Below are 16,507 nucleotides of genomic sequence, written 5' to 3'. Positions count from 1 at the left end.
CGGTTCAGCCCACAGCCTGGTGGGGGGCGCACCGTTCGTTCAGGGAGGCGTCCTCCAGCCAGTTCTGCGGCCGGGTGAACACATCGGTGAGCAGGGCCTCGCGGCTGCCGGGCTCCACCCGATAGCCGTACTCCCAGCGCACCAGCGGCGGCAGCGACATCAGGATGGATTCGGTGCGGCCGTTGGTCTGGAGGCCGAAGATCGTGCCGCGGTCGAACACCAGGTTGAACTCCACGTAGCGTCCCCGGCGGTACAGCTGGAACTGGCGCTCGCGCTCGCCGTAGGCGGTGGGCTGACGCTTCTCGGCGATCGGCACGTAGCTGGGCAGGAAGGCGTTGCCACAGGCCGAGGCCAGGGAGAACAACTGCTCCCAGCTCTGCCCGATCGGCCCGATGCGGTTGCTCTCCGCGGCGGCCGGGCCGTTGGGGTCCTGGCCCTTGTAGAGCACACCGCCAGGGTCCTGGTAGTCGTAGAAGATGCCGCCCACACCGCGGGTCTCGCCCCGGTGCTTCAGGAAGAAGTACTCGTCGCACCAGGGCTTGAACACCTGGTAATAGGCAGGATTGACGCTGTCGCAGGCGCCCTTGAGGGTGCGGTGGAAATGCTGGGCGTCCTCCAGGAAGGGGTAGTAGGGGGTGAGGTCGGCGCCGCCGCCGAACCACCACACCGGGCCGGCCTCGAAATAGCGGTAGTTGAGGTGAACGGTGGGGATGTAGGGGTTGCGGGGGTGCAGCACCATCGAGGTGCCGGTGGCGAACCAGCGGTGCCCCTTGGCCTCGGGCCGCTGGCTGAGGATCGAGGGCGGCAGCTCGCTGCCCTCCACCTCGGAGAAGTTCACGCCGCCCTGCTCGAACACGCGGCCGGCCTTCATCACCCGGGAGCGGCCACCGCCCCCTTCGGGCCGCTCCCAGCTCTCCTCCTGAAAGCGCTCCTCGCCATCGAGCTGCTCCAGCCCGGAGCAGATGGAGTCCTGCAGACCCATGAGCAGATCACGGGCCCGCTGGCGGGAATTCACGGGAGGAGCCTCGAGGGCCTGGAGCATCGCTGCCGCGCCGGATCGGCGTAGGGACCACCCACACCTTTTCAGGCCGGGCCTTCCCTCCACAAGGGGTCGAGAACCTCTGTCACGCCCCTAGGATCGGCCTTCGTTCGCAGCCGCGCCTGGATGGTCACCGCAGAGCAGGCCCGTGCCGCCCTCAGCGCCGTCAGGGATGCAGGCAGCGGCCGCGATCTGCTGGAACTGGACTGGATCCAGGAGCCGCGGGTGCAGGGCGAGCGGGTGGTGTTCCGCCTGGCCCTGCCGGGCTTCGCCCAGTCCCAGCGGGATCGGATCGTCACCGAAAGCCGCTCGGCCCTGCTGGCGCTGGACGGCATCACCGACGTACAGATCGAACTGGCGCAGCCCAGCGCTCCGCCGCCCTCCGGTGCACCGATCGGCGCCGCCGGTCACGGGCCCGGCGGTCACGGCCAGCTGCCTGAGCGTCAGCCCATCCCAGGCGTGCGGCGCGTGATCGCCGTGAGCAGCGGCAAGGGCGGGGTGGGCAAGAGCACGGTGGCCGTGAACCTGGCCTGCGCCCTGGCCCGCGACGGACTCAGGGTGGGGCTCCTGGACGCCGACATCTACGGTCCCAACGCCCCCACCATGCTGGGCGTGGCCGACCGCACACCGGAGGTGCGCGGCGACGGAGCTGCCCAGGTGCTGGTGCCGCTGCAGAGCTGCGGCATCGCCATGGTGTCGATGGGCCTGCTGGTGGCCGAGAACCAGCCGGTGATCTGGCGGGGGCCGATGCTCAACGGCATCATCCGCCAGTTTCTGTATCAGGTGGACTGGGGCGAGCGGGATGTGGTGGTGGTCGACCTGCCCCCCGGCACCGGCGATGCCCAGCTCACCCTGGCCCAGGCGGTGCCGATGGCGGGCGTGCTGATCGTCACCACGCCGCAGGAGGTGTCCCTGGCCGACGCCCGCCGCGGCCTGGCCATGTTCCAGCAGATGGGCATCACCGTGCTGGGCGTGGTGGAGAACATGAGCACGTTCATCCCCCCCGACGCTCCCGAGAAGCGCTACGCGATCTTCGGCAGCGGCGGCGGCGCCCGCCTGGCCGAGGAGGGCAGCGTGCCGCTGCTGGCGGAACTGCCCCTGGAGATGCCGGTCCGTGAGGGGGGTGACAGGGGTCTGCCGGTGGTGCTCTCGGCACCGGAATCGGCCACGGCCCAGGCCTTCACGGCGCTCGCCCGCACCATCGCAGCCCTCACCCCCGTGCCCGCCTGAGCCCCATGCTGAGCCTCCCCGGGCGCAGCCGCTCCCTCTTCGCCCGACGGGAACGCAGCCGGCGCAGGCTTCTGGCCGGTGTGGACCTGGTTCTGTGGGGTGTGCCCCTGGCGATGATCCTGCTGGCCGGCATCCTCATCGCCAGCACCCAGCGCCAGGCCGACTACGCCGACTGGTACCAGCACTGGATCACGGCCGCGGTGGGCATGGGGATCGCCCTGCTGCTGGCCCGGCTGCCGGTGGAGCGCCTGGTGGCCTGGCAGTGGCCGATCTTCGGCGCCACCGTCGCCAGCCTGCTGGCGGTGCGGGTGGTGGGCACCACCGCGCTCGGTGCCCAGCGGTGGATCAGCATCGGCGGCTTCCACGTGCAGCCCTCGGAATTCGCCAAGCTGGCGGCGATCCTGCTGCTGGCTGGCGTTCTCGGTCGGCACCCGGTGGAGCGTCCGGTGGATCTCCTCCGACCGAGCGCACTGATCGCCCTCCCCTGGCTGCTGGTGTTCATCCAGCCGGACCTGGGCACCTCTCTGGTGTTCGGGGCCGTGCTGCTGGTGATGCTGTTCTGGTCCGGCATGCCCGGAGCGTGGCTGCTGCTGCTGCTCTCTCCCCTGATCGCCGCCATCGTGGCGGGCACCGTGCCCTGGGGCCTGCTGGCCTGGGTTCCGATCGCCGCCTGGCTGGCCTGGAGCAGCCTGCCCTGGAAGCGCCTGGGCGTGGCGATCGTCGTGGGGGTCCAGGGTTTCTTCGCCGCACTCACGCCCTGGCTGTGGATGAATGTGCTGCAGGACTACCAGCGGGATCGTCTGGTGCTGTTCCTCGACCCGGCCAAGGACCCTCTGGGCGGGGGCTATCACCTGCTCCAGAGCACCGTGGGAATCGGCAGTGGCCAGCTCTGGGGCACGGGACTGATGCGGGGCGCCCTCACCAAGCTGCGCTTCATCCCGGAGCAGCACACCGATTTCATCTTCAGTGCCCTGGGCGAGGAAACCGGCTTCATCGGCTCGGTGCTGGTGGTGGCAGGCTTCGTGGCCCTGGCCTGGCGGCTGCTGCACATCGCCGGTCGCGCCCGCAGCGATGCGGAATCTCTGCTGGTGGTGGGGGTGGGCACCATGCTGATGTTCCAGGTGGTGGTGAACATCAACATGACCATCGGCCTCGGACCGGTCACCGGCATCCCGCTGCCCTTTCTCAGCTATGGCCGCTCCGCCATGCTGATGAACTTCATGGCCCTGGGCCTCTGCGCCTCCGTGGGTCGCCGTGGCGTCAGCGGATCCCGGCCCGGCAAGAACCGCTGGTAAGGCCTGGAGCCAGGAGCGCAGCATGGCCCCAGCGCCCTCCCATCCCAGCGGGGCCGATGCTTCCGAAGCCGGGCCACCCGTGAGCCTGGCAAGGGTGCGCGCCTGCCTGGGAGCAGGGGTGCCGGCGGGCAAGAACGATGAGGACTCGGTGCGTCGCCAGTGGTGGGCCGCCCTGGCCACCCTGCAGGACGAGTTTCTGCTGCCCCGCCGTGATGCGTCGGGGATCTGGCTGGCCGCACCCTTGCCGGCGCTCTACGAGCCCCAGCTGCTGGAGCGTCTGCAGGGGTGGGTCTGGGCTCCCGAGCAGCTCGAGACCCTGTTGAACGCGCCGCCGCCCCTGCTCCCGGGTGCCGGGGGCGGGGGCAGCGGCAGGCGGGGGGGGACCGTGGCGGGGTTCGAACGGCTGCCGCTGAAGAGCGACGACGGCACGGATCCTCTGCTGATCGTGATCACGCCGACCCTGCAGGTGGCCCTGTGCCTGGACGGTGCGCAGCAGAGCCGCAGGCTGCTGGTGCGCTTCGAGCCCCATGTGCTCAGCCAGGTGCTGGCGCTGGTGCATGCCCGGCTGGCCGCGGAACAGGGGAACGGCGCAGAGCAGCTGCATGCGGCATTGCGGGGAATGGGTGAGCTGCGCAGCGATCCGGGGCTGGGGCTGGCATTCTGGCCGCGGCTGGCCGACCGGCTGGCCGCCATGGCCCCGAGCGTGACCCTGCAACCCCTCGTGCAGCACTCCCCCGCCGTCGGCGGCGGCGCCGACGTGAACGCCGACGTGAACAGCGAGCTGGCGCTGCTGGAGGCCCTCACCCATGAAGTGCGCACGCCGCTGGCCACCATCCGCACGCTGATCCGTTCGCTGTTGCGGCGCCGCGATCTCTCGGTGCTCGTGCGCCAGCGGCTGGAGCAGATCGATGGCGAGTGCAGCGAGCAGATCGACCGCTTCGGGCTGATCTTCCTGGCGGCGGAACTGCAGAAACGACCGGGCCCCGGCAACCACGGAGAACGCACGGAGCACGCCGGCCTGGCCCGCACGGACCTCAGCCAGCTGCTGAGCCAGCTGCAGCCCCTGTGGCAGCGCCAGCTGGCCCGCCGGGGTCTGCAGCTGGAGATCAGCATCGGCCCGGACCTGCCCCCGGTGCTGAGCGACCCGGCGCGGCTGGAGACGATGCTCGGCGGACTGATCGACCGTTTCAGCCGCACGCTGCCCGGCGGCAGCACCGTGTGCCTCAGGCTGCGGGCCGCCGGTCCGCGTCTGAAACTGCAGCTGAACAGCGCCGAGGCGCGCAGGCGCAGCAGCGACGGCGACGGGGCCGAGGGCGCCCGGGTGCGCTCGGTGGGGCCGGTGCTGAGCTGGAATCCCGCCACCGGCAGCCTGCAGCTCAGCCGTCAGGCCACGCAGCGCCTGTTTCAGCGGCTCGGCGGGCGACTCACCGAACGGGGCGACAGCGGCCTCACCGTGTTCTTCCCCACCTGCTGAACGGCGGTGGTGAGGGGAGCGGCGATGGGACGATGCGCTGGTTTGTTGACGGGTGTGAAGACTGCCGGGCGGAGTCGAAAGGGCCCAAAACCACGGTGCTAGCTTCCCGCTGAACCAGTCTGCCGACACCTGAACAAGCCATGACAGCAACGGCGCTGAGCGGTCAACTCCCGAAGTACATCGGCAGCACGGGTGGTCTGCTGAATTCGGCTGAAACCGAGGAGAAATACGCCATCACCTGGACCAGCCCGAAGGCCCAGGTCTTCGAGCTGCCCACCGGTGGTGCGGCCGAGATGAACGAAGGCGAAAATCTCATGTATTTCGCCCGCAAGGAGCAGTGCCTTGCCCTCGGCACCCAGCTGCGCACCAAGTTCAAGCCGCGCATCGAGGACTACAAGATCTACCGCATCTATCCCGGTGGTGACACCGAGTACCTGCATCCCAAGGACGGCGTGTTCCCCGAGAAGGTGAATGAGGGCCGTCCGATGGTGGGGCACAACCCCCGCAGCATCGGCGCCAACCCCAACCCCGCCAATCTCAAGTTCAGCGGCCGGAACACCTACGACGCCTGATCGGGAAGGCTTCCAGCCGTCGCTGACCGGGGCCCTCGCGCCCCGGTTTTTTGATGGCATCGCACGCGGGCGCCGGCCATGTTGAACGCCATCCTGCAACGCATCAAGGTGGCCAGGCTGGGCCTGGATCCCCCTGCGCCCAGGCCGCAGCGCCAGGGAACCGCCCTGGTGCTGGTGGTGCGCAACGAAGCGCGCCACATCGGCGAGTGGGCCCGCTTCCACCGTCTGGCCGGCGCCCGTCAGGTGATCGCCTACGACGACGGCAGTCACGACGCCACGATCGAGGAGCTGGCGGCCGCCCTGGAGCCGGAGCAGCTGCGCGTGATTCCCTGGCGCCAGCGCCTGACGGAGCTCACCCTGCACCGCCAGATCCACAATCAGGTGCTGGCCTATGCCCATGCGGCGGCCAATTTCGGCGCCGACTTCCGCTGGATGGCGTTCATCGACGCCGACGAATTCCTGGTGCCCAAACAGGCCGGCAGCATCGACGAGGCCCTCAGTCACCTCGGGCCCGAGGTGCGCAACCTCTCCCTCCCCTGGCACATGTTCGGCCGCTGCGGCCATCGCCAGCCTCCCGCGGGCGGGGTGGTGGCCAACTACCGCCTGCGGGCGGCCGAGCCGATGGCGGGCGTGAATTTCAAGTGTGTCGTCGACCCCTGCCATCTCACTGCCGTGCGGGTGCATCGCATGGAGGTGGACCGCGGGGACCGCACCTGGAACGACCGCGGCGAGGCGTGCCGTCTGCCCAGGCGGCAGCGACCGGCGTTCTACTCCGCCGACCACCTGCAGCTCAACCACTACTACACCCGCTCGGCAGCGGAACTGGAGGAGAAGATCCGCCGCGGACCGAACCTGCCGGCCAAGGCCGCCGCCTATCGCCGCAAGGTGATGCGCACGGTGAACCGCATCGAGCGGGAGGTGGTGGCGGACGATGCCGCTCTGCGGTTTCTGGAGCGGGCCAGCAGGCAGCGCACGTCCGGCTGAGCGGCAGCGAGGCCAGAGGTCACAAGCGCCGTTCAGAAGCGGTAGTCGAACCGCTCGATCTCCGCCCGGTAGAGCCGTCCCACCAGACGCTCGAGCTCAGGGGTGTAGAAGCTGCGGTAGCCGGGACGGGCAGTGCTGCCGGCCGTGCCGGGTCGATGGCCCGACTTGGAGCGGGGCAGCCAGCCGTCCCAGTCCACCTCCAGTTGCCGGAAGGCGCGCGTCAGATCGGCCTGGAGCGTCTCGAAGCGGATGATGTGGTCGGCCACCACCCGGTCGTCGATCGTGAACATCGGCCAGTTGTCGTGGAAGGCCAGCGGCACCACACCACCGAGGTCGTGGCCTTCCGAGAGCGCCTGCACATAGGCGGTGAAGCTGGGCGGACGGCGCAGGCGCTGGATGCGCCAGAAGTAGTCGGACACCGTCTTGTCCCAGGGATTGCGCACGACGGCCAGCTTCCTGTAGTCGCGCCACTCGCGGGGGAAGGCCAGGGCGACCCGCCGGGCCGGGGCATGGGGCGGTTTGCGCCCCAGCAGGGGCCGGTAGGCATGGTCGATGGCCCGTCCCAGGGCCCGGCCCCGCATCCTCGAGCCCAGCCCCCCTGCCAGCGCGAGGCTGGCGGGGCTGTGACGCCAGGCCTCCCGCAGCACACGCCGCGTCAGCGGAATGGCCTGAGCGAGGGTTTCGGCGATGGCGCTGATCTGCAGATCAGCAGGGCCCAGCAGCCGGGCCAGCGACACGCAGATGGAGCTTCCCGCGGCCTTGCGGCAGTGAAGAACAATCAGCCGATGGCGGTGGCTGAGGATCATCGCGAGCTTCTTGGCCGGTGGCGCGACCACCAGCGCTTGAAGCGGGCCAGGGCTGAGGGCAGGCGTCGACCGCGGCTGCGGCCGATATCGCTGAAATGCTCCGCCTTGAGGCCATAGGCAGGCAGACGTTCCACCAGGTCCTCGATTCGATCCCGGTCGAGATGAAATTCGATCAGCTGCTCCGGCCTGGTGAGCATGAAGCGGCGCACCGCTGCCAGGTGCTGGTCCCAGTCACGGCGCCAGGCTTCGGCGAGCTCCTCGAGGCTGGCGAATCCCCGCAGTCTGAGCTCGCGGGCGGCGAACTCACCATGACCGTGCTGCAGTCTGGAGCGGATCCAGTCTTCCCGATCCCGCCAGTTCAGCAGCAGAATCGTGTCGGGATAATCAGCGAGAATGCGAGGAAAGAGACAGTTGGCGTCAAAACTTCCCTGGGCGCTGCTGTCAATGAGATCCCCATAGAACACATAGTCTTCGAGGCCATCCAGAACCGCGCGGCCAGCCTCCACATTCAGCCGCATCAGACGTCCGATCTTGCGCGTCGTCCAGAACCTCGACAGCAGACCGGGCGGCAGCTTCTGATGCACTGCCGGGTGTCCGGCCCGGGCGAAGAGATGGGCGAGGCTGCGGGTGCCGCACTTGTTGAACCCCACCGCGACCACGCGCGGCAACCGTGGGGGCCCGGGCACAGAAGCGGATGCGCTCAACTGTGACACGGGCTTGGCGTTCCTGGAGTCATTCTGCCTGGCCCCGGAGGGGTGGCCCCTGCACTGGTGAGCCGCGAGGCGCCAAGGGGCTCACCCGACCCGATCACGAACCTGGCAGGGGAGCAGAAACCTCTGCTGTCAGCGCCGAGAACAGGCCGTGCGATAGAAGAACACAGACCGATCTGGCGCCCATGCGGATGACCTGAAGGGCAGCCGTGACCAGAAATCATGGATGCACAATCGCTTCCGTGACCGGCACAACCTGCAGCTGCAGAACCCCCGAATCCGCAGCGGACGGGCATCCCGCGAAGCCCAGGACGACAACCAACGACCGGCCGGACCCGGATCGCACACCCTCAGCCCCGGAGCCGATGGCCGGTCCTTTCCGCCGAACTCGCAGAGCACCGCCCGCGCTGGAGCGCCAGGGCGGCTTGCGGGTTCTGGGCAGCGGCCGGGCAGGCCCCCCGCCGGGCGGCGCCTATAAAGGCAGGGCCTGCTGCGCTCCCCGTGGATACCGGTGTCCTGGACCAGGCCTTCCGCGATCAGGTGGCAGCCGGTCACAACTTCATTCCGCTCTGGAAGCGCTGGCCTGCGGATCTGGAGACACCCCTCACCACCTGGCTGAAGGTGGGCGCCGGTCACGACCATGGGGTGCTGCTGGAATCGGTGGAGGGAGGCGAGCGCATCGGCCGCTGGAGCTTCGTGGTGAGCGATCCGCTCTGGACCCTCACCAGCCGCGGCGAGCGCAGCGAGAGGGTGTGGCGCGATGGCCGGCGTGAGTGCCTGAGCGGCAATCCCTTCGAGCTGCTGCAGCAGTGCCTGGCCCCCCTGCGCAGCGCACCGGTGGCGGGGCTGCCGCCGGTGGGGCAGCTGTTCGGCTGCTGGGGCTATGAGCTGATCCGCTGGATCGAACCCAGCGTGCCCGTGCACCCCGCGCCCGCCGACGCCCCCCCCGATGGCTGCTGGATGCTGGCCGACAGCCTGCTGGTGTTCGATCAGGTGAAGCGGCAGATCACCGCCGTGGCCTACGCCGACCTCAGTGCAGGCGACGATCCGCTGGCCGCCCACGCCGCCGCCGCGGCCCGCATCGCCGATCTGGAGGCGCGCATGCATCAGCCCCTGCCGCCGGGGGTGACGCCGTTGCAGTGGCACGACGCGCCCGCCGAGCAGATCGTGGCGCTGCTCGAGCCGGTGAGCAACCGCGACCAGAGCGACTTCGAGGCGGCCGTGGAGAGCGCCCGGGAGCACATCGCCGCCGGCGACGTGTTCCAGCTCGTGCTCAGCCAGCGCCTGGAAACCCGGATCAGCCGCGATCCCTTCGACCTCTACCGCAGCCTGCGGATGGTCAACCCCTCGCCCTACATGGCCTTCTTCAACTTCGGCGGCTGGCATCTGATCGGCTCCAGCCCGGAGGTGATGGTGAAGGCCGATCCGATCGAGGCCAGTGCGGGAGGCGGGGTGCGCGCCTCGCTGCGGCCGATCGCCGGCACCCGCCCCCGCGGCACCGACGAGAGCGAGGACCGGAGGCTGGAGGCGGAACTGCTGGCGGATCCGAAGGAACGGGCCGAGCACGTGATGCTGGTGGACCTGGGCCGCAACGACCTGGGCCGGGTCTGCAGGCCGGGGAGCGTCCAGGTCACCGACCTGATGGTGATCGAGCGCTACTCCCACGTGATGCACATCGTCAGCCAGGTGGAAGGGGTGCTGGCGGAAGGCAGGAGCGTGTGGGATCTGCTGATGGCCTCGTTTCCGGCCGGCACCGTGAGCGGCGCCCCCAAGATCCGCGCGATGCAGCTGATCCACGACCTCGAACCCGATGCCCGCGGGCCCTACTCCGGGGTGTACGGGTCGGTGGATCTCGCCGGTGCCCTGAACACCGCCATCACCATCCGCACGATGGTGGTGCTGCCGGGCGACAGGCCCGGTCAGTGGCGCGTGCAGGTGCAGGCCGGCGCCGGCGTGGTGGCGGATTCACGGCCGGAGGCCGAGTATCAGGAAACCCTCAACAAGGCCCGCGGCATGCTCAAGGCCCTGGCCTGTCTGCAATGACAGCGCCGACAGCGGAACTGATGGCCAGCCACCGGCTGCTGAAGGGCTTCGAGGTGGAACGGTTCACCGGCCGCCGCGACGGCACGGTGGTGGGCTGCAGCGCCGAGGCCGCCAGGGCCCTGGCGGGGTTCGTGGTCGAACCCGACCACCGCAACCTGGAGTACATCACGCCGCCGGAGGCCGACTACGGCCGCCAGCTGGCCCTGCTGCTCGAGCCCCGCCGCAGGCTGCGCCCCTGGCTGGCGGAACGGGGACTCACCCTGCTGCCCGGCAGCACCCTCAGCCTGGGCGACAGCTCACGCTTCGAGCGCTCCGATCCCGATCACCCGTACCACGCCTACATCGAGGCCACCTACGGCACCCGGGTGGTCACCGCCAGCGTGCACATCAACCTGGGCCTCACGCCGGGCACCCCGTTCCAGGGGCAGGATGCCCTGTTCGCGGGATTGCGGCTGCTGCGCTGTGAAGCGGCCCTGCTGCTGGCCCTGAGCGCCAGCTCCCCCTTCCTCGACGGCCGGGTCACCGGCGCCCATTCCCAGCGCTGGCTGCAGTTCCCGCTCACCCCGGCGGAAGTGCCCCTGTTCGCCGATCACCAGCACTACGTGAGCTGGATGCAGGCCGAACTGGCCGCCGGGCGCATGCAGAACGTGCGCCACCTGTGGACGTCGGTGCGCCCCAACGGCGACGACCGCCCCCACGACCTCAACCGGCTGGAGATCCGCATCTGCGACCTGGTGAGCGATCCGCTGCTGCTGCTGGCGATCACCGCCTTCGCCGAACTGCGGCTGCTGCAGCTGATGCAGGCACCGGAACAAGGCGATCCCCTTCGGGCCAGCAGCCTGAGCGCGATGGAGCTGGCCCGGCTGGCCGATGCCAACGACCAGAGCAGCGCCCGCAGCAGCCTCGAGGCTCAGCTGAACCACTGGCGCGACGGCCGGGCGATCAGCTGCCGCCGCTGGATCGAGGACAGCCTCGAGCAGCTGGTTCCTCTGGCCCGCCAGGAACAGCTCGAGGTGCTGCTGGAGCCCCTGGAGCGGGTGCTGCGGGAGGGAAACCAGGCCATGCGCTGGCTGGCCCGGCACCGCAGTGGCGAGTCGATCGCCTCCATCCTCAGCGCCGAGGCCGCGGCGATGGCCGATCAGGAAGAGCGGCTGAGCGCCGCGGCCCCCCGGGGAGATTGGCCATCGGCCACCGACCACACAGATCATCAGGCGGGTGTTTTGGGATGATCGACGCCACCCGTGCCGCCACACCTGTTCCCATGCGGCAGTTCGTGCCCGCCATCGCTGAACCCTCCCCCCGGGCCACGCGCCTCCTGGGCGAGCGCATGGAGCTGGTGGAGGACCTCTGGGAGACGGTGCTGCGCAGTGAGTGTCCGCCCCGCCAGGCCGAACGTCTCCTGCGTCTGAAGCAACTCAGCGACCCCTGCGAGGGCGGCAGTGAAGCGGACACGGGCGCGGCCATCGTGCAGCTCATCCGCGAGATGGATCTGGCCGAGGCGATCGCCGCGGCCCGCGCCTTCTCGCTCTACTTCCAGTTGGTGAACATCCTCGAGCAGCACATCGAGGAAGACACCTACCTCGACAGCCTCAAGAGCCAGGCAGAACCGGTGGCCAGCGACCCCTTCCTGCCGCCCCTAGCCAGCCAGAACGAGCCCGCCACCTTCCGCCAGCTGTTCGACCGGCTGCGCAGCCTCAACGTGCCTCCGGCCCAGCTGGAAAACCTGCTGCGCGACCTGGATCTGCGCCTGGTGTTCACGGCCCACCCCACCGAGATCGTGCGCCATACGGTGCGGCACAAGCAGCGCCGGGTGGCGGCCCTGATCCAGAAGCTGGAGCAGGGTGCCGGGCTGATCAACCCCCTGGACCTGCACAACCTGCGCCTGCAGCTTGAGGAGGAGATCCGCCTCTGGTGGCGCACCGACGAGCTGCACCAGTTCAAGCCCACGGTGCTCGACGAGGTCGACTACGCCCTGCACTACTTCCAGCAGGTGCTGTTCGACGCCATGCCGCTGCTGCGGCAGCGGATCCGTTCGGCCCTGGCCCAGAGCTACCCCGATGTGGAGGTGCCCCGGGAGGCCTTCTGCACCTTCGGGTCGTGGGTCGGCTCCGACCGGGATGGCAACCCGTCGGTGACGCCGGAGATCACCTGGCGCACGGCCTGCTACCAGCGCCAGCTGATGCTGGAGCGCTACATCAGGTCGGTGGGTGAGCTGAGGGATCAGCTCAGCATCTCGATGCAGTGGAGCCAGGTGAGTCCGGCGCTGCTGGAGTCCCTGGAGATGGACCGGCTGCGCTTCCCCGAGATCTATGAGGAGCGAGCGGCCCGCTACCGCCTCGAGCCCTACCGACTCAAGCTCAGCTACGTGCTGGAGCGGCTGCGGCTCACCGAAGCCCGCAACAGCGTGCTGGCCGAGGCGGGCTGGGAAGCGCCCTGCGACGGCATCGCCAGCGTTCCCCTCAGCGGCGGCAACCTCAGCAACACGACGCCGTCAGCGGATCTCCACTACGGCTCGGTGGAGGAATTCCGCAACGATCTGGAACTGGTGCTCGAGAGTCTCGAGAGCACCGGCCTGAGCTGCGAATCCATGCAGCACCTGATCAGCCAGGTGCAGATCTTCGCCTTCTGCCTGGCCAGCCTGGACATCCGCCAGGAAAGCACCCGGCACAGCGACGCCATCGACGAGCTGAGCCGCTACCTGCAGCTGCCGGTGGCCTACGGCGAGATGGAGGAGGACCAGCGCGTGGCCTGGCTGCTGGCCGAACTGCAGACCCGCCGTCCCCTGGTGCCGGCGGCGGCGCAGTGGAGCGAGGCCACGGCCGAGACGTTCGCCGTGTTCCGGATGCTGCATCGGCTCCAGCAGGAGTTCGGCACGCGCATCTGCCACACCTACGTGATCTCGATGAGCCACACGGTGTCGGATCTGCTGGAGGTGCTGCTGCTGGCCAAGGAGGCGGGTCTGGTGGACCCGGTGGCCCAGCAGACCTCCCTGCTCGTGGTGCCCCTGTTCGAGACGGTGGAGGACCTGCAGCGCGCCCCTGCGGTGATGGAGGAACTCTTCCGCCAGCCGGTCTACCGGCAGCTGCTCTACGGCCCGGAAGGGGAGCCGCCCCTGCAGGAGGTGATGCTGGGCTACTCCGACAGCAACAAGGATTCGGGCTTCCTCTCCAGCAACTGGGAAATCCACAAGGCCCAGATCGCCCTGCAACGGCTCGCCACCGGCCACGGCGTGGCCCTGCGCATCTTCCACGGCCGCGGCGGCTCCGTCGGCCGCGGCGGCGGGCCGGCCTACCAGGCGATCCTGGCCCAGCCGAGCGGCACCCTGCGGGGGCGCATCAAGATCACCGAACAGGGGGAGGTGCTGGCCTCGAAGTATTCCCTGCCGGAGCTGGCTCTCTACAACCTGGAGACCGTCACCACCGCCGTGATCCAGAACTCCCTGGTGAGCACCCCGGTGGACGACACCCCCAGCTGGAACGAGCTGATGGGACGCCTCGCCACCCGCTCCCGCGACGTCTACCGGGCCCTTGTGCACGACAACCCCGATCTGGTGGCCTTCTTCCAGCAGTGCACGCCGATCGAGGAGATCAGCAAACTGCAGATCTCCAGCCGGCCCGCCCGCCGCAAGAGTGGCGCCAAGGACCTCTCCAGCCTGCGGGCGATCCCCTGGGTGTTCGGCTGGACCCAGAGCCGGTTCCTGCTGCCCAGCTGGTTCGGCGTCGGCCGGGCACTGCAGGAGGAACTGGAACGCGACCCTGAGCAGCTCGACCTGCTGCGTCTGCTGCATCAGCGCTGGCCCTTCTTCCGGATGCTGATCTCCAAGGTGGAGATGACCCTCTCCAAGGTGGACATCGAGCTGGCCCACCACTACGTGCAGGCCCTGGGACGCAGCGAAAACCTCGAGGCGTTCGAGCGGATCTTCGCCACGATCGCCGCCGAGTTCACCCTCACCCGCGATCTGGTGCTCCAGATCACGGGTCACCGGCGGCTGCTGGACGGCGACCCCGCCCTGCAGCTCTCGGTGGATCTGCGCAACCGCACGATCGTGCCCCTGGGCTTCCTGCAGGTGGCGCTGCTGCGCCGGCTGCGGGATCAGAACCGCCAGCCGCCGATGAGCGAGGCCGCCGGCCCCCGCCAGGATGGGCGCACCTACAGCCGCAGCGAGCTGCTGCGAGGGGCCCTGCTCACCATCAACGGCATCGCTGCGGGCATGCGCAACACCGGCTGATCAACGCGCGAGGACACCCTGGGCTCCCTGCTCCTGCCATTCCGCCACCATCCACCGGCCCCACGCCTGCGGGAGGGCTACCGGCTGCTGTCGGAGGGCCAGCCCGATGCGCAGGCCCTCAACGCCCTGCTCGAGCAGACCGGTGAGCGCAGCCGCAGCCCGGAGCGCTGGCAACGGGTGCTGGAGCGCAGCCTGTGGCATCTGCGCATCGTCAACCGGGAGGAGCGGGCGGTGGGCTTCGTGCGGGCGACCAGCGATCTTGCCCTCAATGCCAACCTCTGGGACCTCTGGGCCGATGCCCAGGATCCGGCCCAGCCGGAGCTGTTGCTCGCCCTGGTGCAGGGGGCGCTGGCCCGGCTGCGCCGAGAGCTGCCGGGGTGCAGCATCTCCCTCTCGGCCCCGCCTGAGGCCCTTGAGGCCCTCAAGCGCCAGGGGTTCGTGGTGGACCCGGGGGGAATCCGGGCCATGGGTCTGCACATCTGACCCTGCACATCTGACCCTGCAGCTCTGACAACGGCGGCGGCAAGCCAGAAAAAAGCCCCCCTGTTCCGGCAGGAGGGCCATGGAGCAACGAGCATGGAGGGACTCGAACCCCCGACACTCAGAACCGGAATCTGATGCTCTATCCAACTGAGCTACATGCCCGTGAGCACGGGTCGGGAGCGGGCGGCGTGCAGCGGGCGGGTGGATCCCGATGGAACGGGCCGATGGACGCCTGAACGGCGGATCAGCCCACGACACATCCGGAGACCGTCGCCCTGGCCCCCGCAGGGGCCCGCTCTCGATGGCCCTACCTTAGCCGTTGACTGCCTGCGACCCATCCGGCTGCAACGCCTGGAGCTGACCCATTTCCGCAACATCGAGCGCCTGGACCTGACGCTCGATGTGCCGCGGCTGCTGGTGGTGGGAGCCAACGGGGAAGGGAAATCCAACCTGCTGGAGGCGGTGGAGCTGCTGGGCAGCCTGCGCTCCCATCGCACCGGCAGCGACAGGGACCTGATCCGCCACGGAGAGCCCGGGGCAGTGCTGGGATGCTGCACCGTGGCGGGCGACCGGCTGCGCCTGGCGCTGCGCCGCCAGGGCGGCCGCCAGGCCAGCCGCAACGGCAGGACCCTGGAGCGGCAGCAGGATCTGCTCGGCTCCCTGCGCTGCGTCGGCTTCAGCGCCCTCGATCTGGATCTGGTGCGGGGGGAACCCTCCCTGCGTCGCCACTGGCTCGACCGGGTGGTGCTGCAGCTCGAGCCGCTCTACGGCGAGCTGCTCAGCCGCTACGGACGGCTGCTGCGCCAGCGCAGCCAGCTCCTGCGCCGTGGGCTGGGGGGGGCTGAACTGGCCGGGCTGCTGGATGCCTTCGACCAGCAGATGGCCCTGGTCGGCACCCGGCTGCACCGGAGGCGCCATCGCGCGCTGCGGCGCCTGGAGCCCCTCGCCGCGGCCTGGCAGGAGCGGCTCAGCGGCGGCCTGGAGCAGCTGCGGCTGCACTACTCCAGTGGCAGCGAGCTGCCGGGGGAGGAGGCGGAGGAACCCTGGCGCATGGCGCTTGCCAGCCAGCTGGCCGCCCAGCGCCCCGAGGAGCTGCGCCTGGGGCAGTGCGGCGTCGGCCCCCATCGCGATGACGTCGCCCTGCTGCTGGGGGAGCGGCCAGCGCGGCGCTACGGCTCCGCAGGGCAGCAGCGCACCCTGGTGCTTGCCCTGAAACTGGCCGAGCTGGAGCTGGTGGGCAGTGTGGTGGGCACGCCACCCCTGCTGCTGCTCGACGACGTGCTGGCCGAGCTGGACCCCACCCGCCAGCAGCTGTTGCTGGATGCGGTGGGGGAGGGCCATCAGTGTCTGGTGAGCGCCACCCACCTGGAGGCCTTCGGCGGCGGCTGGCGACGGCACTGCCAGGTGGTGCGCATGCAGGCCGGGCGCGTAGGGTGACTCCCCCAGCCGCGTCTTCGATGCCCCAGAGCCTGCACTGCCTCCACCCCAACCCGGGATGGAGCGGAGCCACGCCCCAGACCTGCGACACGGTGGGCAAACACTGCATCCTCGAGCTCTACGACTGCGATCCAGGTCGGCTCGACGATCAAGCCTTCCTCAGGGACACCATCACCGCCGCCGCCCATCAGGCCGGTGCCACCCTG

14 protein-coding genes and 1 tRNA gene are annotated in these 16,507 nt (G+C 69.6%); 11 read left to right on the top strand and 4 right to left on the bottom strand.

Annotation, left to right across the window (positions count from 1 at the left end; translation table 11 throughout):
* Nucleotides 1-4 precede the first annotated feature (4 nt).
* A complete protein-coding gene (gene hemF / locus KBY90_RS14230) occupies nucleotides 5-1,042 on the bottom strand; it encodes an oxygen-dependent coproporphyrinogen oxidase (RefSeq protein ID WP_254969318.1) in 1,038 nt (345 codons plus the stop codon).
* A gap of 123 nt (nucleotides 1,043-1,165) precedes the next feature.
* Here hemF and KBY90_RS14225 point away from each other — a divergent pair, with 123 nt between their 5' ends.
* From KBY90_RS14225 to KBY90_RS14205, 5 genes are all read left to right on the top strand, one after another.
* The gene (locus KBY90_RS14225; RefSeq protein ID WP_254969317.1) at nucleotides 1,166-2,269 is read left to right on the top strand and encodes an Mrp/NBP35 family ATP-binding protein; all 1,104 of its coding nucleotides are present in this window, start codon (nucleotides 1,166-1,168) and stop codon (nucleotides 2,267-2,269) included.
* Nucleotides 2,270-2,274: 5 nt separating this feature from the next.
* Entirely contained in the window at nucleotides 2,275-3,564 is a 1,290-nt protein-coding gene (gene rodA, locus KBY90_RS14220; protein ID WP_254969316.1) for a rod shape-determining protein RodA, read from the top strand.
* 22 nt (nucleotides 3,565-3,586) lie between these two features.
* Complete coding sequence (locus KBY90_RS14215) at nucleotides 3,587-5,038, top strand: sensor histidine kinase KdpD (protein WP_254969315.1); 1,452 nt, start codon at nucleotides 3,587-3,589, stop codon at nucleotides 5,036-5,038.
* 140 nt (nucleotides 5,039-5,178) lie between these two features.
* Nucleotides 5,179-5,610, top strand: a complete 432-nt coding sequence (locus tag KBY90_RS14210) for a photosystem I reaction center subunit II PsaD (RefSeq protein WP_254969314.1) — start codon at nucleotides 5,179-5,181, stop codon at nucleotides 5,608-5,610.
* 78 nt (nucleotides 5,611-5,688) lie between these two features.
* Nucleotides 5,689-6,594, top strand: a complete 906-nt coding sequence (locus KBY90_RS14205) for a glycosyltransferase family 92 protein (RefSeq protein ID WP_254969313.1) — start codon at nucleotides 5,689-5,691, stop codon at nucleotides 6,592-6,594.
* Between the two features lie 32 nt (nucleotides 6,595-6,626).
* Here the strand turns inward: KBY90_RS14205 and KBY90_RS14200 are convergent, their stop codons facing one another.
* Nucleotides 6,627-7,430 (bottom strand): sulfotransferase family 2 domain-containing protein, encoded by an 804-nt coding sequence (locus tag KBY90_RS14200; RefSeq protein ID WP_254969312.1) that lies wholly within the window; start codon nucleotides 7,428-7,430, stop codon nucleotides 6,627-6,629.
* On the bottom strand, nucleotides 7,397-8,068 hold the full coding sequence (locus KBY90_RS14195; RefSeq protein WP_254969311.1) for a sulfotransferase: 672 nt from the start codon (nucleotides 8,066-8,068) through the stop codon (nucleotides 7,397-7,399). The genes KBY90_RS14200 and KBY90_RS14195 overlap by 34 nt, the downstream gene beginning before the upstream one ends.
* A gap of 543 nt (nucleotides 8,069-8,611) precedes the next feature.
* On the opposite strand from KBY90_RS14195, the gene KBY90_RS14190 reads away from it, so the two are divergent.
* The 4 genes from KBY90_RS14190 to KBY90_RS14175 all read left to right on the top strand — a co-directional run bounded on the left by KBY90_RS14190 (nucleotide 8,612) and on the right by KBY90_RS14175 (nucleotide 14,864).
* Nucleotides 8,612-10,153, top strand: coding sequence for an anthranilate synthase component I family protein (locus KBY90_RS14190; RefSeq protein ID WP_254969310.1), 1,542 nt, complete (start codon nucleotides 8,612-8,614; stop codon nucleotides 10,151-10,153).
* Nucleotides 10,154-10,173: 20 nt separating this feature from the next.
* The gene (gshA, locus tag KBY90_RS14185; protein ID WP_254969338.1) at nucleotides 10,174-11,382 is read left to right on the top strand and encodes a glutamate--cysteine ligase; all 1,209 of its coding nucleotides are present in this window, start codon (nucleotides 10,174-10,176) and stop codon (nucleotides 11,380-11,382) included.
* A 32-nt stretch (nucleotides 11,383-11,414) separates the two neighbouring features.
* Nucleotides 11,415-14,381, top strand: a complete 2,967-nt coding sequence (ppc, locus tag KBY90_RS14180; protein ID WP_254969336.1) for a phosphoenolpyruvate carboxylase — start codon at nucleotides 11,415-11,417, stop codon at nucleotides 14,379-14,381.
* A gap of 177 nt (nucleotides 14,382-14,558) precedes the next feature.
* Nucleotides 14,559-14,864: a hypothetical protein gene (locus KBY90_RS14175; RefSeq protein ID WP_315858746.1), complete on the top strand. Its 306-nt coding sequence runs from the start codon at nucleotides 14,559-14,561 to the stop codon at nucleotides 14,862-14,864.
* Nucleotides 14,865-14,952: 88 nt separating this feature from the next.
* On the opposite strand, the gene KBY90_RS14170 is transcribed toward KBY90_RS14175, so the two are convergent.
* Nucleotides 14,953-15,026, bottom strand: a tRNA-Arg gene (locus KBY90_RS14170).
* A gap of 189 nt (nucleotides 15,027-15,215) precedes the next feature.
* Here KBY90_RS14170 and recF point away from each other — a divergent pair.
* Both recF and KBY90_RS14160 read left to right on the top strand, forming a co-directional pair.
* A complete protein-coding gene (gene recF / locus KBY90_RS14165; RefSeq protein ID WP_254969334.1) occupies nucleotides 15,216-16,301 on the top strand; it encodes a DNA replication/repair protein RecF in 1,086 nt (361 codons plus the stop codon).
* Between the two features lie 20 nt (nucleotides 16,302-16,321).
* On the top strand, nucleotides 16,322-16,507 hold a 186-nt coding region (locus KBY90_RS14160), incomplete at its 3' end, for an S-adenosylmethionine decarboxylase (RefSeq protein WP_396122603.1).

The organism is Cyanobium sp. CH-040, from assembly GCF_024346135.1.
Taxonomy (GTDB): domain Bacteria; phylum Cyanobacteriota; class Cyanobacteriia; order PCC-6307; family Cyanobiaceae; genus NIES-981.
Note: the sequence above shows the minus strand (reverse complement) of the source record. Positions and strands in the feature narration are given on the sequence as shown.